Genomic DNA, 19,995 nt, shown 5'->3' with positions numbered 1-19,995 from the left:
GCGCCGGCCGCGGAAACGTGTCTGCGCACACAGCCCGGCCCGCGTCCGGTGCGGTGCGGAAAAAACGGTTCGGTCTGCGTATCGCCTTTGTCGCCGTGTTGCTGGCACTTGCCGGTGGGGTTCTGGGTCAATTCCTCTATTTCGCGCATCAGATCTCGACAGCCAAGGTGCCAAGCACGGTCAACGCAGATGCGATCGTCGTGCTGACGGGCGGACAGGCGCGCGTCAGCGAGGGGCTGCGCCTCCTGGAGGAAGGCCATGCCGACCGGCTTCTGATTTCCGGTGTTCACCCGGGTACGACGCGCGAGCAGCTGGCAGCGGTGACGTCGTCGACCATGCCGCTCGAGAAGGCGAGCGTGGATCTCGACAGGGTCGCGCTCAATACTGCCGGAAATGCAACGGAAACCGCCGTCTGGGTCCAGAAGAACGGGTTCGGTTCGCTGCTGGTTGTGACCAGTGCCTATCACATTCCACGCGCGAAAGCGGAATTGTCCGACGTGTTGCCCGACGTCGATCTGATTGCCTATCCTGTCTTCTCCAAGGGTCTTGAACTGGACACCTGGTACACGAAGCCTGCGACGATCCGGCTTCTCATGCGCGAATATGTGAAGTATATCCTCGCCAGACTCCGCAACACCGTCAGGGCCATGAACTGAGCTCACTCGGAACCTGGCTCAGCGGCGATCCTGCTCTGTTCTGGTTTTCTGGTGCCATGCTTCTTTTGCGATCTACCCTTTTTCAGGTGCTGTTCTACGCGGTGACCCTCATCGAAATGATCCTGTTTTCACCGGTGATGCTGTTGCCGAGAAAATGGGGCTGGCCCATCGTGCCGTTCTGGTCACGCACGCTCATCTGGCTGATGCGCGTGGTTGCCGGCCTCAAGGTGGAGATAAGGGGCCGGGAGAACCTGCCGGACGGGGGCTACATCGCAGCGATGAAACACCAGTCGGCCTGGGAAACCGTGGCGCTGATCCCGCTTTTTGCAAGTCCGACCTTCATCCTGAAGCGGGAATTGCGCTGGATACCGATTTTCGGCTGGTACACGGCCAAGTACAGGCAGATCCCGATCAACAGGGGCAAACGCTCGGAAGCGCTGGCAGCAATGATGGAAGCGGCCAAGGAAGCGATCGCCGAAGAGCGCCAGATCATGATCTTCCCGGAGGGGACGCGCCGTCCGGCCGGCGCGGAACCGAAATACAAATACGGTATCACGCACTTGTACCGGGATCTCAAATGCCCCGTAGTGCCGATTGCACACAATGCCGGGCTCTACTGGCCGCGGTCGTCCTGGAAGGTCTACCCCGGGACGGTCATCGTCGAGATCCTGCCGCCGATCGAGCCTGGGCTTTCGAACGATGTCTTTTACGAACAACTGGTGGAGACGATTGAAACGGCCAGCGACAGGCTGATCGAGGAAGCCAGGAGCGCGCCGAACCCGTCTCCGGTGCTCAAGGATGTCGATACGGCCAGGCAGACCGCCGCCGAGGCGGTGCCGTCACAGTGATTTGAGCCGTTCCGCGAGCCAGGCCAGGTTTGTGTCGGCGATGCCCATTTCTTCCAGGTGGGCGGCGGTGTTGATGACATATTCCGGGTTTTCCCCGGATTTTCCGACTGCACCGTTCACGATTTCCAGCTGCTCCTCGAGCGGCAGTGCGCCCGCATACTGCGGATGGCCGTGGTCGACCATGTAGACAAGCGCGTGCACCTGCTCGCCGCTCCCGATCTCGATATTGTGCCAGTGCTCCTTGTAGACCATCGTGGTCTGCTCGCGCGCGCGCAGGTATTCCAGAGTGTCCGGCCAGATGTCTTCCGCCACCTGATAGGCCATGCCGCGGCAGGCTCCGCCATTGTCCAGCCCGAACACAAGTCCGGGACGTTCCTGGGTGCCGCGATGAACCCAGGAGTAGACGCACAGCGCCCGGTGCGCGCCTCTCAAAAGGGCCGGTTCGGATCGAATATGGTCGAATCCCGGGTTCCACATCAGCGACCCGTAGCCAAATACCCAAAAATTGCTCATATCGTCCTGTCTATCATTGTGCCGCCGGGGGAGATAGCAATACACGCACGATGTTTCAAATGAAGTACGCAGGCCGACCCGATCAAGAGCGCCCGAACCGAAAGCGATGAATACTGTGTCAGAACACGAGACCAAACCGAGCAAGCCGACACGACGCCGGTACATACTGCTTATGTGCGTGATCGGACTGGTCATTGCCGGATGGTCCGGCGCCTGGTTCTTCGGGCGGTCGGTCCTGGCCGATCAACTGGATACGCAGTTGCAGGCGATGAAAATCAACGGGCTGGATATTTCCTGCTCGGACCTTGCCATTGCGGGCTACCCGTTCCGCTATGAAGTCTATTGCCGGGATCTCGCATCGAATGACCGTTACGGCACCAAGGGCTCGCTCGGCGGGCTCAATGCGGTCGCGCTGATCTACAACCCCTGGCACATCATATTCGAAGCCAAGGCTCCGGCGTCGATCGCCGAACCCCTCAGCGGTCTGCTTGGCGAGATGAGCTGGGACACGGCGCGCGCAAGTGTCAAGTTCTCCAGTTCGGCGCTTGGCGCGTTCGATGCCGTTTTGAGCAATCCCGAAGCAGCCTTTGAAAACCCGTTGTCGCGAGGCCTGTTTGCGGCAGACAAGGCGGAACTCCATCTGCGCAATACTCCGGAGACCGCCGATGCGGTGGATGGGTTCGTGTCCGTCGATGCGCTGCAACTCAAGTCACTGCCGGAATTCGGCGCGACGATCGACATGCGCGCGCACGTGCAGGTCACCGGCGGGGCGGCGCTTCTGGCAGGCAGCAATCTCGCGCTGCTGGTCCGGCAGCGGGAAGGCCGCCTTCCGGTGAAACTGGTGCTTTTCGAAACCGTGCTGGGCGACAGCCGTGTCAATGCCGCCGGGGATCTGGCGATCAACGGTGACGGTACGGTCTCCGGCAAGCTTGATCTGACCATCGGCAACGCGGATGGATTGCTCGACCTGGTGCAGCCCATGTTTCCACCCCAGGACAACAGCTTCTCCCTTGTCCGCAGCGTCGTTCAAAGTCTGAAAGGTGCGGAAACGCAGGTTGACGGCCAGCCATCCATCACGCTTCCCGTCGCGATAGATCAAGGTGTGATACGGATCGGTTTCCTGACGCTCGGCCGGATCCCGCCGCTGTTTTCAGCGGGAACATGACCCGGCCGCGATCCGGGCGCTGCTCAGTCGCCGGCGATACGATCGATCGGGATCACGTAGCTCTTGCGATGGTCGGGCTCCGCAATCTTCTCGTAGAGCGCTACAGCTGGAGCGTTCTTGCCCGGCACAATCCAGCGCAGGTGAAGCCAGCCACGGTTTTTGCCTTCGGCCACGAGAGCCTCGATGATCTTCCGGCCCGTTCCCTGGTTCCGGTGTTCAGGATGGACATAGATTTCATCGAGCTGGCCGATGCGCAGACCCGTGATCAGCTCGGGCAGATCGAAATAGACACCGAAACCGATCAGATCCTCGCCCGAAAAAGCGCCAAGCACTTCCGCGTTCCTGTCCGACAGGATGCGTTCTGCGTAGTAGTCGTCGGGTCGCCGCGGTGCGCCGCGCTTCAGGGCCTGCGCGTTTTCCGCGATAAGTGGCGCAAGCTTGTGAGCATCGTCCTGCCCCAGCGTTCTGATTTCCGCAGTTGTCATGAAGTCCCCGGAATTCACAGGTCAAAATTGGTGTCCCAACATGTCCCGAAACGGGAGCCGGGATCAAGGACCTGATTGAATTTCTTCTGGGGGTTCAGGTTCCCCTTTCGATATTGGTCGATTCATGCCAAGAGCGCGGAAGGTACACGCGCAGCTGCGGGGGTGTGGTGGAAAACGGACGCATAAGGGCGACGGCAATCGGCTTGAGCGCCGTCTTGATGTGGGCAACGCTTGGCGTCTTCGGCGCCGGGTCCGGAGCCGTGCCGCCCTTTCTGCTGAATGCGCTCTGTTTCGGCATTTCCGGTTCGCTCGCGGTGATCTGGCTGGCCTGTTCAGGACGCCTCGGGCTGCTCCGGCAACCGCTCAGGGTCTGGATTTTCGGGACGGTCGGTCTGTTCGGGTTTCATTTCTTCTACTTCACGGCGATCCGGAATGCGCCGCCGGTGGAAGCCAACCTCATCAACTACACCTGGCCGCTGCTGATCGTCCTGTTCTCGGCATTTCTCCCGGGCGAGAAGCTGCGGGCGCACCATCTTCTCGGAACGGTGCTCGGCCTTGGCGGCGCGGCGCTTCTGATCAGCGGTGGCGACGGTGTCCGGTTTTCAGGCAGTCATGCCATCGGTTACGGTGCGGCGGTCGCGTCCTCGCTTTTCTGGTCAAGCTATTCGGTTCTGTCCAGACGGCTCGGCAAGGTGCCGACGGAAGCCGTCGCGGGGTTCTGCCTGATGACGGCTGTCTTGTCGGCTCTGTGTCACCTGATGCTGGAACAAACGGTCTGGCCGGATGAGGGGCGCGAATGGGCCTCCGTTGCCGCGCTTGCGCTGTTTCCGGTCGGGCTCGCCTTCTTCACCTGGGACATCGGCGTCAAGCGCGGCGACATCCAGGTTCTGGGTGCCGCAGCCTATTCGGCACCCTTGCTGTCGACGCTGCTGCTCATCGCCTTCGGCTTCGGTGCGCTGACGCTTTCGGTCCTGATCGCCTGCCTCGCGATCACGCTGGGCGCCGTCATCGCCGCCAAGGACATGATTTTCGCAAAGGCAAACAGAGGGAGAAACGGCGTCTGACATGTGCCTTTTCTTCTCCCTTCGGTGAATTTCGCAGCGCGGCACAATCTTCTAGGCTGCGCCAACTTGTCCAAATCCACAGGATGACCCGATGACCGCAACGATCAGGCCACGCCGCTCAGCCCTTTACATGCCGGGTTCCAACGCCCGGGCGCTGGAGAAAGCGAAAACCCTTGACGTCGACTGCCTGCTTCTGGATCTCGAAGATGCGGTCGCGCCCGATGCCAAAGATCTCGCACGCACGCAGATCAGCGAGGCGATCGCCGCCGGCGGGTACGGTGACCGGGAAGTCGTCATCCGGATCAACGCGCTTGACACGCCCTGGGGCGAAACCGATCTGCAGGCGGCCATCCAGGCCTGCCCGGACGCAATCCTCGTGCCCAAGGTGAACTCGGCCGCAGATCTGCAGCGGGTTGCGCACATGCTGTCGCTCCAGAAGGCGCCTGCGGCCCTGCGGCTGTGGGCGATGATGGAAACGCCTGAAGCCATGCTGAACGCCGGCGCCATCGGTGCCTGCGGCCGGGACCCGGAAGTCAGGCTCGACTGCTTCGTCATGGGCACCAACGACCTGGCCAAGGAAACGCGTGCGCGCCTGTCACCGGGCCGGGCAGCCATGATGCCGTGGCTGATGACATGTGTCGCTGCTGCGCGTGCGGGCGGCATCGACATTCTCGATGGTGTCTACAATGCCTTTCAGGACGAAGAAGGGTTCGCCGCAGAGTGCGCACAGGGTGCGGACATGGGCATGGACGGCAAGACCCTGATCCATCCCAAGCAGCTCGCGCCGTGCCACGACGCGTTCAGTCCGTCAGAGGCGGAAATTCAATGGGCGCGCAGGATCAACGACGCGTTCGAGCTGCCCGAAAATGCCGGCAAGGGCGCGATCCAGGTAGACGGGAAGATGGTTGAAAGGTTACATGCAGAGATGGGCAAGAGGGTTATCGCGATCGCCGATGCCATTGCCGCACGCGGTTGACGGGACACACGCATGAAACTCTACAGGCTGATCACAGGCACGGATGACAGCGCTTTCTGCCACCGTGTGACCCAGGCGCTCAACAACGGCTGGGACCTTCACGGATCGCCGACAGTTTCGTTCGACTCGGCCAAGGGAACCACCATCTGCGGGCAAGCCGTGGTCAAGGAAGCCCAGGGTACATATTCACCCGACATGAAGCTCGGCGAGCAGTAGGCGGCCGCTGCGGTTTTCCAAGGCGGCAACCGCAGCATCCGATTGCTGTCAAAAACCTAGGTTCTGGTCAGGAATTAAGGATTACCTGATCAGGATATGAATTGCGGCAATCGTCACGAAGCCCATGAAGTTGGCTAAGAGTTTGTCGTAGCGAGTGGCGACGCGTCTGAAGTGTTTGAGCTTATTGAACAAACGCTCTATGGCGTTCCGTTCTTTATAGATTGTCCAGTCACAAGCATGGGGCCGCAGGCGATTGTGGCGTGGCGGAATGACGGGTGTTGCTCCCAAATCAAGAATAGCGTCGTGGAAATGCTCCGCATCGTATGCCCGATCCGCGATAACATAGCCGGGTTTGTAGCCCTTGATCAGCTCAGCCCCGAACAGAACCTCGCCCCGGTGTCCTGGACTGGAGACAAAGCGCAAGGGCAGCCCTAAACTGTCACATACGCCGTGCAGCTTGGTTGTCAGCCCTCCCTTGGAGCGCCCGATACCCTGGGCTTCAGAGCCCCTTTTTTGCGACTTGCGCCGCTGGCGTGTTGATGAACCCGGACAACGGTGGCATCGACACTGAGCCATTCAAAGTCCGCGTCCTCATTCAACGCTTTGAAGATGTTTTGAAAAACGCCTCTTGAAATCCAGTCGTAGTAGCGTTGCTTGACCGTGCCGTAACGGCCATAGCGCTCAGGCAGATAACGCCACTTGGCTCCCGAGCGTGCGATCCACAAGACTGCGTTCAGAAAACGCCGGTTATCCGTTCGTGGACCGCGTTTGCCTCGGCACCCTCCAGGCATCAACGGTGCAAGACGAGCCCATTGAGCGTCCGTCAGTTCATCCTCGTAACGCGTCTCAGACATGACTGATCTCCAAAAATCAGTCTTGAATCTGATTTGCTGCCAAAAGGGAATCCCTATTCGTTAAATCCTGACCAGAACCTAGAGCATTTTCCGACCAATTTGGATCATTTGACCGAGGCCCTTTTTCGCGCTGGCGAGACGGTTCGCCCGCCGTGGTGTTGCCCACCACAAGGGTGAACCAACGACGCCAGAGCGGAAAAGGGCCCGGCCAATCTTGATGTTTGTCGCTTGAATGCGTTCCACAAAGGGTGAGGATATCCAGCCCATCGGCTGCGTTGTGCCACTTGCACGATGCACCGCATCGCGCTTCGTGACCCGCCTGGCCGAGTGAACCGGATATCCGCATCAAATGATTCAAATTGGTCGGAAACTGCTCTAGTGTTTCAGCCGGGTTTCGAGGAGCTCGGTCAACTTGACCGCGTCAAACGGCTCCTTGAGGAAGTCGAACAAGGGTTCGAGCTTGCCGGCGCCTTCCAGATAATCTTCGTATCTCAGGCGGTGGCAGACCTCGGGATTCGTCTCCGCATAGGCTGCGGTCAGTTCCTCGAAATTGTTCCATTTCCGGCGGACGTCAGCGGGCTGCATGTTTTTCCAGAACGACGACTTGACCACATTTTCAAAGGCGCGGTTCTGGAAAATGAAGCGGCTGCCCGGAAAATAGGTTCGGATGGTATCGAGAAACTTCGGGAAATATTTCGGATCGTTGTGATACCGGATCTCCTTGAAACCGAGAACGCGGGCATCCCCTTTCGGACAGAGCACCTTCGAGACGAAGGTATCGAAGAGGCTCAGCGCATAGTCGTCGACACTGACGTCCTCCATGCCGTACCAGGGATCGAGCGACGTACCGACCATCTTGCCGAAATAGGGCCGTTCGCTGGAAATGATCGACCGCTGCGGTTCCTGCCGCTGCTGAAAATTCCCTTCGCCGCGAATAGCGGTGACCGAACGGCAGAGATGGACAAGCGCATTGCAGTTTTCGCCACGCACGAAATAGCCAGGAATGGAATTCAGCAAATGCTGCGTCAGCGTCGATCCTGACCGCCCGAACGCCACGACAAAGACGTACCCGTCCCTGGGAAAATAAAGCGAAGGATACTGCCTGTGCAGTTGGAAACTGTCCTCCCGGAGCGGCAATACATTCGACATCTTCTTGATCTCCTAATCGAGCGGTTCCCACCCGAACTCTTCCGTTCGACGAAACGCGCCATACCCCAACCACCTGCCATTGATCACCTTCGGTACGCCCGCCCGATTTCGAGTGTCAGAAATCTGTTCCTGTCGAGCAGCGTTCACAGCCGGCGATCAGCGGCATCTAGAGAAGTGAAACACGAAACATGGCTGTTTTTTGTTGAAGGGAAGAATTGCAATCAAATCTTGCAAAATTTAATTTGAAACAACGAATTTAGATCTAAAGTCTATTTTAGATTATTTATAATCGACGATTAATACTGACAAATTCGAATTAGTTTTCAAACAATCTACTGAAAAGCGAGCCGTAGACGGCCCTGACGCATGCCGCCTCGCTGGAGCCCTGCCGATAAAGATTGCTCAGCCCGGGGGCAGCGTTGACCTCCAGGATGACAGCCTCAGCGGCGTATGGAGCGCTCCCGGTGAGGATCATGTCGACGCCCGCATATCTGAGACCCAGCACGGCAGCTGCCTTGCGCGCGGCCTCCAGGATCCCGGGTGCAAGCTGGCCGGTCACGATGTCGGCGGTTCCGCCGGCGGAAAGATTGGTCACGGGCAGAAGTGCCACCCTGTCGCCTGCGCCGGGTATGCTATCGCGGGTGAACCCCTGGCGGGCAAGTGCGGCATCGATCCTGCCGTCGGACGGCGCGATCCTGGGGTGAGTGCCGATCAGCGCGGCAATGCTTTGTCTTCCATCGCCCGTCACCCGGGCTGCCCGGCGTTCGACGGCGCACAGGACTTCGCCGTCAAGAATGATGACGCGCAGATCCCGGCCGGAAACTTCCGGCTGCAAAAGCAGCTGCGGGTGCGTATCTGAAAGCCGATGCAGCATGTCGCGCAATTCCGCAATGTCGTGAATGCACAAGACATCCTGCCCTTCCTGGCCGATGTTGGGTTTCAGGAAGAGGGGAAAGCCGTGGTCTTCAACGAACTGCAAAACGGCTGCGGGCAGCTGACGGCCCGTGCGGATTTCCGGGCCGAAGACAAGCAGGCTTTCGGGGACGCGAACACCTGCATGTTCAAGGAAGCGAAGCGAATAGGCCTTGTCATTCGCGATCTCGGCACTGCCGAGCGAATTGATGTCAAAGCGTGTCCCCTTGAAGAACCAGCGCTTGCCGCGTCCGTCCTCAACGCAGCCGGCATGGCCACGGCTGTCGCCGGCGGTCAGGCGGAGACCGTGTTCGGCGCAGTAATGCTCAAGCAGTTCGAAAACGAGCGACCGGCCGCCTGTGTCCGTTCTTGCGGCCGCGCCGTCCCGGTCAATTCCGGCCTTTGCGCTGGTTGGCATTGGCCAGATAGTCGATCTTGAAGAGATCGGGGTTGGTCGGGGCGTTGGAAACGACGTTATAGACGGCAACGGATGTGTCGTAGCCCTGCTGATCGGTCACGGTCCATTGCTTCAGGGCGAAGTTGTCGGTGTCGAAGATCAGCGTCAACGTCCCTGAATTGAACCGTGTCTTGTCGAAAATCGTGACGGTGATCAGGTCCTTTTCGACAAGGACGTTGGTGACATTCGTGTCTTTCTCGAGATCTATGGTATCGGACAACAGGAAACGGAGCGGGGTCTGTCCCAGAGGCCAGATATCCTGCGTGTTGAGCTTGCGGTCCCGGACGGAAACGGATTTGCCGTCGGCGACGATGTCGAGAACGGACGGCTTGTTGTAGTAGAAGCGGACCTTGCCGGGGCGGGCCATGTAGAACTTGCCGTCGGACTGGCTGCCGTCCGGACCGAACTGGATGAAGTCGCCGTGCATGGTTTTCACGGAGTTGAAAAAGCTGCTCAGCTCCTTGAGCGTCTTTTGTTCCTGTTGTGTCAGCGCGTGCGCCGGCAGCAGACAGGCGAGCACCAGGCATGCCGCCAAAAAAAGGCGGCCAATGTGTTCGGCAAGACGGGAGGCAAAGCGTGTCGGCATGATGCAATGTCCTAAGTCGTTAAATGACGCGAATACTATACCCCAGGTAATGCGCCTGTGTGGCAAAGCTTTGGCATTTGCGGCCTAAAACTCTTCCTCGACACCGTTTTGCACGAGAATTTCCCGCTTGCCGGCATGGTTGGCCGAGCTGATCAGCCCCTCCTGCTCCATACGCTCGATGAGCGATGCGGCCCGGTTGTAGCCGATCGAGAGCCGCCGCTGGACATAGGATGTCGACGCCTTCTTGTCGCGCAGCACGATCGCGACGGCCTTGTCGTAGAGCTCGTTGCCCTCGCCGCCGCCGGCAAGTCCGCCGCCGCCGCCGCCATCATAGGGGCTTTCGGCTTCTTCGTCCTCTTCCGTAACGGCTTCAAGATATTGCGGCGTGCCCTGGACCTTCAGATGCTTGACGATGTCCTCGACCTCGTCGTCGGAGACGAAGGGGCCGTGAACGCGCTGTATCCGCCCGCCGCCCAGCATGAACAGCATGTCGCCCATGCCGAGGAGCTGTTCGGCGCCCATCTCACCGAGGATCGTCCGGCTGTCGATCTTGGAGGTTACCTGGAACGAAATCCTGGTCGGGAAGTTGGCCTTGATCGTACCGGTGATCACGTCGACCGAGGGGCGCTGTGTGGCCATGATCAGGTGAATACCGGCGGCGCGTGCCATCTGGGCAAGGCGCTGGATCGCCCCCTCGATGTCCTTGCCTGCGACCATCATCAGATCGGCCATCTCGTCGACGATCACGACGATATAGGGCATCTTCTCGAGCGGCAGTTCCTCTTCCTCGTAGATCGGCTGGCCGGTGTCGCGGTCAAATCCCGTCTGCACGGTGCGGGTGAAGCTCTCGCCCTTTTCAAGCGCCTGCTTGATGCGCGTGTTGTATCCGTCGATGTTGCGGACACCCATCTTGGACATCTTCTTGTAGCGGTCCTCCATCTCGCGGACGGTCCACTTCAAGGCGACGACGGCTTTTTTCGGATCGGTCACGACCGGTGTGAGGAGGTGCGGAATGCCGTCATAAATGGACAGTTCCAGCATCTTGGGGTCGATCATGATCAGTTTGCACTGTTCCGGCGTCAGCCGGTACAGCAATGACAGGATCATGGTGTTGATCGACACGGACTTGCCCGAGCCGGTCGTCCCGGCAACGAGCAGATGCGGCATGCGTGCGAGATCGGCGACGACGCTTTCGCCGTTGATCGTCTTGCCGAGCGCAAGCGGCAGCTTGGCCTTGGACTTTTCGAAATCCTGGGCGGCGATCAATTCGCGCAGCAAAACCGTCTCGCGCCGGGCATTCGGCAACTCGATGCCGATCGCGTTCTTCCCGGGTATGACGGCGACACGCGCTGAGATCGCGCTCATGGACCGCGCGATGTCATCGGCAAGACCGATGACGCGGGAGGACTTGATGCCCGGAGCCGGTTCCAGTTCATAGAGGGTCACGACCGGGCCGGGACGCACTTCGATGATCTCGCCGCGTACGCCGAAATCCTCAAGGACGCCTTCCAGAATGCGCGCGTTCTGTTCCAGGGCATCGGCCGACAGGCCGGGAACCTTGCCGCTTGCCTTCGGTTCGGAAAGCAGCCGCAACGGCGGCAGTTCGTATTCCTCCGGAGCGCCCAGGAAGGAAGGCTGGGCTTCCTCGATCGCCCGCTTGCTCTGTTTCGGCCTGGGAGCGGGCGGCACAACACGGCCGGCAGGCACCTGGGGAACAGGCTGTCCCGGAGCGGCCTGCGACTGGTTCGGTGCCGCGATCCCGACGGGCATCGCCTGCTGGCCCGCAACCGGCCCCTTGTCGATCAGGAGGTCATCGGGTTCGAAACCTTCGCCGTCCTCATCGAATGGTGCGTCTATCAGCGGATCGTCCAGATCCTCATCTTCCGCGTCGCGGCCGCGGTCATAGAATTCGTCCAGACCGTCGTCGTCGTTCGGCATCAGCCGCCCTGTCAACGCGCGCCGCAAGGCGGACAACCTGCTGCCGCGCCGGCCGTCGCCGTGGCCGTGGCTGTCGATCCCGACGTCGTCCTCATCGAAACCGTCTTCGTCCCAGTCTTCGTCCTCGTCGACATGCCGGGTGCGGTTCAAACCGGTGAGACGGCGGAGTTTGGCGGTTGCCTGAAGACGCAAGTGCTCGACCTGTCCAACCATGGCGCTGAAAAAGAGGGACATTCTTGATTCAGCGTCGTCGTCATCAAGGCCCAGTTCCTCTTCAACCGACCGGCCGTGTCCCTTTGCGGCTGCAGCGCGGGTGCCATGCGCCGGATCCGTTTCCGCATCGTAGCTGTCCTTGCCACCCAGCCATCCGGCTGCCGACAGGAGAAAGAAAATGGCTGGAACGCCGAGCCCGAGACCACCGATGATGGTCGCGGCGCCGGAGGTCATGTTCCCGGTGATGAGTGCGGGCACCTGATGGACGGAGTCGCCGAAAAAGCCACCCAGACCGGTCGGAAGAGGCCAACTGTCCGGGACCGGCAGCGCCGCGAGTGCGCCGGCTGAGAGTCCCGACCCGGCAAGCCAGTACACCAGCCGCTTGCGTCCGATGCCGAGCGCATGCCCCGCCATGAGCCGCCAGCCCCACAGCACCAGCGGTACAAGGAAAACGGCGGTCGCCAGCCCGATCGTCTGCATGAGGATGTCCGCGACAACAGCTCCGGGCGTGCCGAGCGCATTGCGGACCGTGCCGTCGGTGGCGTGATTGAGGCTCGGGTCGTTCACCGACCATGTTGCCAGGGCGGCCGCGAGCATGGCCGCGAGCGCGATGAGGGCCAACCCGGATGCGCCGACGAGGTTCCGCCTCAGGAAACGCTTGATCGGGCTTTCGGTGTCCAACAGGTCGACGGGTGACCGGCGGCCGTTGCCGCGGATTGCGCTGGCGCGTCTCATGCCTGTTCTCCAAACCATTTTGCCATCCGCTCAAGTGCGATTTCCGTTTGCTCGAGCGGTGCGGTCAGTCCGACGCGAATGAAATCGCGGCCCGGATTGGTGCCGTCCGACTGATCGGACGCGAGATATCCGCCTGGCACCACCTTGACCCCGCAGTCGCTCCAAAGCCGGCTGGTGAGCGAAATGCCATCGCCCCAGCGGCTGACGTCAAGCCAGAGGAAGAAGCCGCCCTCGGCGGTCACGTTGCCCATGATCGGGCCGAGATGCCGCTCGGCAGCCTCGAATTTCTGATTGTAGAGCCGCCTGTTTTCGATGACGTGGTCTTCGTCCTGATAGGCTCTGACCGCCACGGCTTGCGCCGGCAGCGGAACCTGCGGCGCAGCCAACCCCCTGAATTTCGCCCATTTCCGCAGAAAGTCGGGATCGCCCGCGGCGAAGCCGCAGCGCAGGCCCGCGAGGTTCGAGCGCTTGGACAGCGAATTGAGGACAATGATGTTGGCGAAGCCGCCGCCCATCGCCCTGGCAGCCTCCAGGATGCCCGTTGGCGGTGTCTTCCGGTAGATCTCCGAATAGCATTCGTCGGCGAAAATGTAGAACCGGTGTTTGCGTGCAAGGCCGATCAGGCGGGTCCAGAAATCGAGGTCGGCCGGGAAGCCCTCCGGATTTGTCGGCGAGGCGACATAGAACGCGACGGTTTCCTCAAGGAGGTCCGGATCCAGAGCGTCCAGGTCCGGCAGGAAATTGTTCCCCGGAACGGCATCGAGAAGCACGGCGCGCGCATCGGCGACATGCGCCGCCGCCGCGTAGGTCTGGTAGAACGGATTCGGCAGGATCACGACCGGATGGTCCAGACCCTTGGCCAGCTGGTCCCTGGCGGCAATCGCACCGAACGAGAGACCTTCGCGGGATCCGTTCAGAGGCAGAACGCCGTCCTTTGGATCGATCGCGCCATCCAGATTGTAGCGCCGGTCAAGCCAGCCGGCGACCGCGCTCCGGAAGGCGTCCGAGCCGTTGATCGGCGGGTAGCGCCTGAAATCGGCCATGTTCTCGGCAAGAACCTCTGCCGTAAATCCTGGAATGGCGTGCTGAGGTTCGCCGATCGTCATGATGATCGGGTCAAGTCCGGGGGTCTTACCGTCAAGAAGTTCGGCAAGGCGCTGAAAAGGATTGGAGCTCGGCAGAACAGCGCCGCGCGTATAGGCTTGAGAGCTGGCAGTCATGCAATATCCGGCAGTCGTTACGCAGTACTTTGAGCCGACCCTATCGCCTTCTTGGTAAATCTCTGATTAACCAAGGAACAAATGGTGACTTTCATGATGGCCGATTGCCTGCCGTGCCGTTCTTTTTTAAGCTCGTGGGAGAAAATCCGATTGTGATCGCAAAAGGTTGTTCATGGCGCTGAAAAAGGATCCCGTTTCCGTCGTCTGCTTCGGAGACTCGCTCACCTGGGGGTTCAATCCCACGGACAAGTCCAGATACGGCCATGATGTCCGCTGGACGCGCCGGTTGCAGCAGGAACTCGGCGCCGGTTTCTTCGTCATCGAGGAAGGCGTGAACGGCCGCACCACCGTTTTTGAAGACCCGACACGCGGCGACAAGAACGGGCTGGCGCACCTGATGACCGTGCGCAAGACCCACATGCCCATCGACGTCCTGATCATCATGCTTGGATCGAATGATCTGCAGGACCGTTTCAACATGAGCGCGAACGCGATCGGCCTTGCGATGGGCAGAGTGCTGTTTGCGGCAACCCAGGCGACAGACGATGTCGAGGGCCGTGCGCCGAAAGTGCTGCTGATGGCCCCGCCGCCCCTCGGAGATTTCACGGGTCTCGAGTATGAGGGCCTTTATTCGAACGCCCATGGCGGTGTGCAGTCGAGACGGCTGGCCGGGGTCTATGCCGGACTTGCCGAGCAGTACGGAACGGCATTTCTCGATGTCGGGCGCATCATGTCACCGAGTCCCCTGGACGCGGTGCATTTCGAGGCTGCGCCACAGGCAGAGCTTGCCCGGGTGATTGCATCCGAAGTTCGGACGCTTGTCGACGGGTGATGTCAGGGGTTGATGCGCTCCAGGGCCTTGCGGATGCGCACCTTTACCGAACCCGCCGTTTCCCTCGTCATTGCCTCGTTCAGCCGGTTCAAAGCCTCATTCTGATGTGCCGGGAACCGTTCGGCGTGCAGCGCGAGCGCATAATACCCCCAGGCGCGCAGGAACCTGTTCTCTGCCTCAAGTGTTTCCAGAATGAAACCGTGAAGGAGACGTTCGGCCTCGCCGGGTATTGTCAGATGGTCGAGATATTGCAGGAGGTGAAGGCGGGTTTCCCAGTGGCTGAGATGGGCGAGGGCCGCGAGGTGCCGCGCACTGCGTTCCCCGGAAAGCTTCGGCTCACCATTCGAGAACGCATGTTTGAGAAGCCAGGTTGCACCGCGGTCGCAGCTTCGATCAGCGCTGAGGTTGATCAGGTGATCGACGAAATCCGGGTGATGATGAAATCTCTCGTAGGCGGTCTTGAGCGTGGACGTGGTTTTGCCGTCCCAATTGCACACGAGTTGTTCAAGCGCGTCGCGCATGATGGCCGCACTGCTGGCGTCAGAAGTCGACGGTCAGTCCCTTGATTTCCCAGTCATCGTAACGGGTCGGTTCAAGGCCGCCGCGGCCATTCACTTCGTCCGGCAGGGCGTCCTGTTTCGCGTCGATCTCCCGGCGCCGTGCCTCGGCCTCTTTCAGAGCGCGCTGGGCGGCGGGCGGCAGATCCTCGAAGCGTTTTTTCGGTCTGTCTTCAATATCGGTGGCGAGGCTCGGGACATCGCTCTGGCGATAGGCGTGTGTCGGATTGTCTTGTTCGTCTGTCATGATCGCCTGCGGCAGGTTCGGTTCATGCGCTGAAAACGCGCTGTCGGACGCAATATAGGGCAAGCTTGGCAGCTTTTGCAGCGGTATGGTGCCTCATGCGATCAAGAAACGGGGCGCCGTCAGCTTGCTGATTGCAGCCAGGCGCGGCCCTCGCCCGGGCTTGATCGAACCGTCACACGCGTTGCAGGACCTCACTGTCCCGTTGCACGGGTCCGGACGCCCTTCGCCGTATGAGCAGAAAGAAGCCCGTAACCAGCAGCGCCGTCAACACGAAGACCGCGGCCGCGTGCGCGGTGAGAGACGGTGGCACGAGGGACAGCAGCAGCATGTAGATCAGGGGCTGCATCCAGGTCAGGCCGGCCAGGAACTGCAACTCCACGGGCCAGTCGGGCAACGCGCGGGCCATAAACAGAACACCGGCCGCAAACAAGGGCCAGCTGTAATACATGAAGGATGGCGCGACGAGTACGCCGAGAAGCAGAACCGTGCCGAGCCGTAATTCATATGGCCACGTCCTCGGAAGACGGAACGCGCAGATCGCGCCGGCAAGAATTGCTGCCAGAACGAGCGCCGTTCTGAGGTCCGCCGCGACATCCAGCCGGCCGAGAAAGGACCGGAAGGACGTGTCCCATTGCAGGGCCGTCAAGGCGTAAGCCTGATACAGCGGGGTCGAAAACGAGGCGAGGTAGCTTGCAAAGAGACCGGGCCCGAACATGATCAGCGTCAGCAAAACCATGAACAGGGTTCCGAGCGTCGCCCAGGCAATGCATCGCCACGCGCCGATGCCGGCCAGGAAGAAGGGGATCAGCAGGCCATATTGCGGTTTGATCGTTGCAACCGAAAGTGCGAGACCGGACAAAACGGGCCGTGACTTGGCGTGGACGGTTGCAAACACGATCAGCGCGATCACGAAGACGGACAGGTTCAATCTGAGCAGGATTTGAACGGGTGCCGCAGAGGCGGCGAACAAGGCGGAAAGGGCGAAGGTCTGCCCGGCCATGCGCGGGATCGCAAAAAGCGCGATCAGCGTGAGGCAGATGAAGGCGATCTTGACTGTCGCGAAGTCGAACCAGGCAAAAACATGAAACACCGGCATGGCGTGCGGCGGATTGAGGAAGATCAGATCCGAAAGCCGCTCCGACAACCCGTCTCGGAATAGGCCTGGGTCATAAACATATGACACAGCGTCATAATTTGACATCTCCGAGGCCCGGTAGAATGCGGCCATATCCTCGACCCGGGCGTCTTTCAACGATGACGGAAGGTAGAGGAGAGGAGCTCTTGTGTTGAAGAGGCACACCAGGGTTCCGAACGCGGTGATGATGAGCAGCCACAGGAAGACCGGGCCGCCGAAACCGGTCTTGATGGCGCGCGATTCCCAGAAGGGCAAAAGGCTTCGTGATGACGACAATTGGATGACCCAGCGGAAGAGAGTGAAAAGAAAATCGTAAAAACCTTAAGTTGCAGCAATGATTGAAGATTCCGTTAAACTCTAGATTGCACAAGATTAAGTTGTGCACTATTCGCCTGCCTGCAAACCGTCTTCCCGACCATCAAATCCGATCGAAAACGTTGTTCCGTCTCGCAATTTCTCAAAAAATTTATGGCGTGGGCGGTGCTGTGCCGAATGCGCCCGGGAGAGCGAAATGTCGGCGCGCGCAGAGGGCAAACTTGCCAAGATTGCCGGCAATACCCATCTTCAGTCTGGAATTTTGACAGGCCGGCGGCACCGCCGATGCCGGCAAGACGGAACAGGAAACGGACACCACACGCGATGAACTACGTACGCACAGCCATGCTGCTGGCAGCCATGACCGCGCTTTTCATGGGCATCGGCTTCATGATCGGCGGTCAGGCGGGCATGATGATTGCTCTTGCGATTGCGGCGGCGATGAACCTGTTCAGCTACTGGAACGCGGACAAGATGGTGCTGCGCATGCACCATGCGCAGGAAGTCGATGAGCGCTCTATGCCCGATTTCTACCGAATGGTGAAGCAGTTGGCGCAGAACGCCGACCTGCCGATGCCCAAGGTCTACATCATCAACAATCCGCAGCCCAATGCGTTCGCAACGGGCCGGAACCCGCAGAATGCGGCCGTCGCCGCGACGACAGGCCTGCTGAACATGCTGACGCCCGAGGAAGTGGCGGGTGTCATGGCGCACGAACTTGCACATGTGAAAAACCACGACACGCTGATCATGACGATCACGGCGACGATTGCCGGTGCGATTTCGATGCTGGCCAACTTCGCGTTTTTCTTCGGCGGCAACCGGAACAATCCTCTGGGCATCGTCGGCATGCTGCTCATGATGATCGTTGCGCCGATGGCGGCGATGGTCGTGCAGATGGCCATTTCCAGAACGCGCGAATATGCCGCCGACCGGATGGGCGCGCAGATTTGCGGTGAACCCATGTGGCTGGCCTCCGCGCTCGGCAAGATCGCGGGCGGTGTACAGCGCATTCATAACCCGGATGCGGAAGCCAACCCGGCGACGGCGCACATGTTCATCATGAATCCGTTGTCCGGCGAGCGCATGGACAATCTGTTTTCAACGCACCCGAACACCCAGAACCGGATCGACGAATTGCGCAAGCTGGCGAATTCCGGCCTTGGAACCGGCGGTAATGCGGCTTTCCGGACCGGTGGCAACGCCCCCCAGTCGGGTCCCTGGTCGGGAATGGGCAGCCGGCCGGCAGACAGTTCGCCGGAGCGTTCGAAAGGACCGTGGGGATAAGCGCCTGCCGGAGGTTCAGAATTTTCTTTTCCGGCCTTGGTATTCGCCGTAAAATCTGTCACACGCGCCGCAGCCGGAGATCCGGTCTGCGGCGCTTCGATTTCGTCGCGAACATGCGACACTCAGCAGGAACACGTCTTGAACAATCGCGGCAACAGGCGGCCGGGTCCGTCCGGCAAAAAAGAGAGCGAGCAACCGGACAGACCCGGATTTGCGGCTCGAAAGGTCGCGGCGGACATCCTCGGCAACGTCGTCCACAAGAAGCGGCCGCTGGATGGAGAACTTGACGCCTCGTCGGGACATTCGGGGTTTCGTGCGCTGCCCGGCAACGATCGTGCGCTCGTGAGGGCGATCGTGGGGGCTTCGCTTCGCCGACGCGGTGAGATTTCCGAAATCCTGGACCGGCTTCTCGACCGGCCGATCCCGGAAAAAACCGGCAGGGTGATCGATATCCTGCATATCGCGATCGCGCAGATGCTTTTCCTGGATGTGCCGGACAGGGCCGCCGTTTCCCTGGCTGTCGATCATGCAGGGCTCGACCGGAGGGCACGCCCCTACAAGGGTCTCGTAAACGGGGTTCTGCGCAGGCTTGGCCGCGAACGGGCCGATCTTGTTTCGGATCTCGATCCGCAGATGCTGAACACGCCGGACTGGTTGTGGCAGAGCTGGACGGAAGGGTATGGCGAGGAGACCGCCAGAGCGATTGCGACCGCGCATCAGGGCGAGGCCGCGCTCGACCTCAGCGTCAAGTCTGATGCGGCGGGCTGGGCCGAACGGCTGGGTGGCCGGATTGTCGTGGGCGGTAGCGTCAGACTGGACCGGAAAGGAGCGGTCGAAGCGCTTGAGGGGTACGAGGAAGGTGCCTGGTGGGTCCAGGATGCGGCCGCATCGCTGCCGGCGCGTCTGCTGGGAGACGTCCAGGGTCTGAAGGTCGCGGATCTTTGTGCGGCTCCCGGAGGCAAGACCGCGCAACTGGCAGCGGCCGGCGCGGAGGTAACGGCTGTCGATATCTCGAAAGGCAGGTTGAAGCGGCTTGAAGACAACATGCGGCGGCTCAGGCTCGACGTGACGACCGTTGTCTCTGATCTGCGGACCTACGTGCCAGAGAGCCCGTTCGACGCCGTCCTGCTGGATGCGCCCTGCAGCGCAACCGGAACGATCCGGCGGCACCCGGATGTGGCATGGATCAAGAAGCCCTATGACATCGAGAAACTCGGTGAGATCCAGCGCGAGTTGCTTGACAGGGTTCTCGACTGGGTCAAGCCGGGCGGCCTCATCGTCTATTGCACCTGTTCGCTCGAAAAAGCGGAGGGAGAACTTCAGGCCGATGATTTCAGAGCCCGCAATCGGGACAAAGTGGATCTTGTGCCCTTGGAGGCGGCGGAAGCCGGCGGACTGGAACACCTGATCACCCAAGAGGGTTATCTCCGCTGCCTTCCGCAGCACAGGGCCGGTGAGAGCGAGGAAATCCGCGGAATGGACGGTTTCTTTGCGGCCCGATTCAGGCGCTCTTAACGTAGCTTAAACCGTTCACTTGCATTGTTTCCTTAAATGAAATGCTAACCTTAATTGTCTGTTTCAGAACTGAAGAGCCCTGAAGGGTTCGAAAACCGGAGAATTCACGATAGTTGCGCG

20 protein-coding genes are annotated in these 19,995 nt (G+C 60.3%); 9 read left to right on the top strand and 11 right to left on the bottom strand.

Annotated features, from left to right (window positions below; all coding sequences use genetic code 11):
- Positions 1-17 precede the first annotated feature (17 nt).
- Both ACO07N_RS07205 and ACO07N_RS07200 read left to right on the top strand, forming a co-directional pair.
- On the top strand, positions 18-656 hold the full coding sequence (locus ACO07N_RS07205) for a YdcF family protein (RefSeq protein ID WP_421980368.1): 639 nt from the start codon (positions 18-20) through the stop codon (positions 654-656).
- Positions 657-712: 56 nt separating this feature from the next.
- Complete coding sequence (locus ACO07N_RS07200) at positions 713-1,504, top strand: lysophospholipid acyltransferase family protein (protein WP_421980367.1); 792 nt, start codon at positions 713-715, stop codon at positions 1,502-1,504.
- On the opposite strand, the gene ACO07N_RS07195 is transcribed toward ACO07N_RS07200, so the two are convergent.
- Positions 1,496-2,017, bottom strand: a complete 522-nt coding sequence (locus tag ACO07N_RS07195) for a gamma-glutamylcyclotransferase (RefSeq protein ID WP_421980366.1) — start codon at positions 2,015-2,017, stop codon at positions 1,496-1,498. The two genes, ACO07N_RS07200 and ACO07N_RS07195, sit on opposite strands and share 9 nt — an antisense overlap.
- A 106-nt stretch (positions 2,018-2,123) precedes the next feature.
- Here ACO07N_RS07195 and ACO07N_RS07190 point away from each other — a divergent pair, with 106 nt between their 5' ends.
- Positions 2,124-3,182 carry a DUF2125 domain-containing protein gene (locus ACO07N_RS07190; RefSeq protein ID WP_421980365.1) on the top strand — a complete coding sequence of 353 codons (1,059 nt, stop codon included), beginning with the start codon at positions 2,124-2,126 and terminating at the stop codon, positions 3,180-3,182.
- Positions 3,183-3,205: 23 nt separating this feature from the next.
- On the opposite strand, the gene ACO07N_RS07185 is transcribed toward ACO07N_RS07190, so the two are convergent.
- Positions 3,206-3,667 carry a GNAT family N-acetyltransferase gene (locus ACO07N_RS07185; protein WP_421980364.1) on the bottom strand — a complete coding sequence of 154 codons (462 nt, stop codon included), beginning with the start codon at positions 3,665-3,667 and terminating at the stop codon, positions 3,206-3,208.
- A gap of 167 nt (positions 3,668-3,834) precedes the next feature.
- Between ACO07N_RS07185 and ACO07N_RS07180 the strand changes: the two genes are divergently transcribed.
- From ACO07N_RS07180 to ACO07N_RS07170, 3 genes are all read left to right on the top strand, one after another.
- Complete coding sequence (locus tag ACO07N_RS07180) at positions 3,835-4,731, top strand: DMT family transporter (RefSeq protein WP_421980363.1); 897 nt, start codon at positions 3,835-3,837, stop codon at positions 4,729-4,731.
- 91 nt (positions 4,732-4,822) lie between these two features.
- A complete protein-coding gene (locus ACO07N_RS07175; protein ID WP_421980362.1) occupies positions 4,823-5,707 on the top strand; it encodes an HpcH/HpaI aldolase/citrate lyase family protein in 885 nt (294 codons plus the stop codon).
- A gap of 12 nt (positions 5,708-5,719) precedes the next feature.
- Positions 5,720-5,923, top strand: coding sequence for a DUF1737 domain-containing protein (locus tag ACO07N_RS07170; protein WP_421980361.1), 204 nt, complete (start codon positions 5,720-5,722; stop codon positions 5,921-5,923).
- An 81-nt stretch (positions 5,924-6,004) separates the two neighbouring features.
- On the opposite strand, the gene ACO07N_RS07165 is transcribed toward ACO07N_RS07170, so the two are convergent.
- The 6 genes from ACO07N_RS07165 to ACO07N_RS07140 form a co-directional block, all read right to left on the bottom strand.
- Positions 6,005-6,777, bottom strand: a protein-coding gene (locus ACO07N_RS07165) for an IS5 family transposase (RefSeq protein WP_421980360.1) whose coding sequence is annotated in 2 segments (ribosomal slippage) — positions 6,005-6,441 and positions 6,441-6,777 — 774 coding nt in all. Because the reading frame shifts where the segments join, the coding sequence is not laid out codon by codon here.
- A gap of 375 nt (positions 6,778-7,152) precedes the next feature.
- A complete protein-coding gene (locus tag ACO07N_RS07160) occupies positions 7,153-7,926 on the bottom strand; it encodes a sulfotransferase (protein ID WP_421980359.1) in 774 nt (257 codons plus the stop codon).
- 316 nt (positions 7,927-8,242) lie between these two features.
- Positions 8,243-9,256, bottom strand: a complete 1,014-nt coding sequence (locus ACO07N_RS07155) for an ATP-grasp domain-containing protein (protein ID WP_421980358.1) — start codon at positions 9,254-9,256, stop codon at positions 8,243-8,245.
- The gene (locus tag ACO07N_RS07150) at positions 9,228-9,881 is read right to left on the bottom strand and encodes a LolA family protein (protein WP_421980357.1); all 654 of its coding nucleotides are present in this window, start codon (positions 9,879-9,881) and stop codon (positions 9,228-9,230) included. Before ACO07N_RS07150 ends, ACO07N_RS07155 begins: the two co-directional genes overlap by 29 nt.
- A gap of 84 nt (positions 9,882-9,965) precedes the next feature.
- A complete protein-coding gene (locus ACO07N_RS07145) occupies positions 9,966-12,767 on the bottom strand; it encodes a DNA translocase FtsK 4TM domain-containing protein (protein ID WP_421980356.1) in 2,802 nt (933 codons plus the stop codon).
- On the bottom strand, positions 12,764-13,987 hold the full coding sequence (locus tag ACO07N_RS07140; RefSeq protein ID WP_421980355.1) for an aminotransferase class I/II-fold pyridoxal phosphate-dependent enzyme: 1,224 nt from the start codon (positions 13,985-13,987) through the stop codon (positions 12,764-12,766). The genes ACO07N_RS07145 and ACO07N_RS07140 overlap by 4 nt, the downstream gene beginning before the upstream one ends.
- Before the next feature lie 172 nt (positions 13,988-14,159).
- On the opposite strand from ACO07N_RS07140, the gene ACO07N_RS07135 reads away from it, so the two are divergent.
- Positions 14,160-14,819: an SGNH/GDSL hydrolase family protein gene (locus tag ACO07N_RS07135; protein WP_421980354.1), complete on the top strand. Its 660-nt coding sequence runs from the start codon at positions 14,160-14,162 to the stop codon at positions 14,817-14,819.
- 2 nt (positions 14,820-14,821) lie between these two features.
- On the opposite strand, the gene ACO07N_RS07130 is transcribed toward ACO07N_RS07135, so the two are convergent.
- The 3 genes from ACO07N_RS07130 to ACO07N_RS07120 form a co-directional block, all read right to left on the bottom strand.
- Positions 14,822-15,340, bottom strand: a complete 519-nt coding sequence (locus ACO07N_RS07130) for a hypothetical protein (RefSeq protein ID WP_421980353.1) — start codon at positions 15,338-15,340, stop codon at positions 14,822-14,824.
- Positions 15,341-15,359: 19 nt separating this feature from the next.
- Positions 15,360-15,623, bottom strand: a complete 264-nt coding sequence (locus tag ACO07N_RS07125; RefSeq protein WP_421980352.1) for a DUF1674 domain-containing protein — start codon at positions 15,621-15,623, stop codon at positions 15,360-15,362.
- Positions 15,624-15,795: 172 nt separating this feature from the next.
- A complete protein-coding gene (locus ACO07N_RS07120) occupies positions 15,796-17,013 on the bottom strand; it encodes a glycosyltransferase family 87 protein (protein ID WP_421980351.1) in 1,218 nt (405 codons plus the stop codon).
- 384 nt (positions 17,014-17,397) lie between these two features.
- Between ACO07N_RS07120 and htpX the strand changes: the two genes are divergently transcribed.
- Together htpX and ACO07N_RS07110 are read left to right on the top strand one after the other, a co-directional pair.
- Entirely contained in the window at positions 17,398-18,360 is a 963-nt protein-coding gene (gene htpX, locus ACO07N_RS07115; protein WP_421980350.1) for a zinc metalloprotease HtpX, read from the top strand.
- A 138-nt stretch (positions 18,361-18,498) separates the two neighbouring features.
- Positions 18,499-19,875 (top strand): RsmB/NOP family class I SAM-dependent RNA methyltransferase, encoded by a 1,377-nt coding sequence (locus tag ACO07N_RS07110; RefSeq protein ID WP_421980349.1) that lies wholly within the window; start codon positions 18,499-18,501, stop codon positions 19,873-19,875.
- Positions 19,876-19,995: the final 120 nt, after the last annotated feature.

This window comes from Roseibium sp., assembly GCF_965229775.1.
In the GTDB taxonomy this organism is placed as follows: Bacteria; Pseudomonadota; Alphaproteobacteria; order Rhizobiales; family Stappiaceae; genus Roseibium.
The sequence above is the reverse complement of the archived record's forward strand: the minus strand, read 5'-3'. Positions and strand labels throughout refer to the sequence as shown.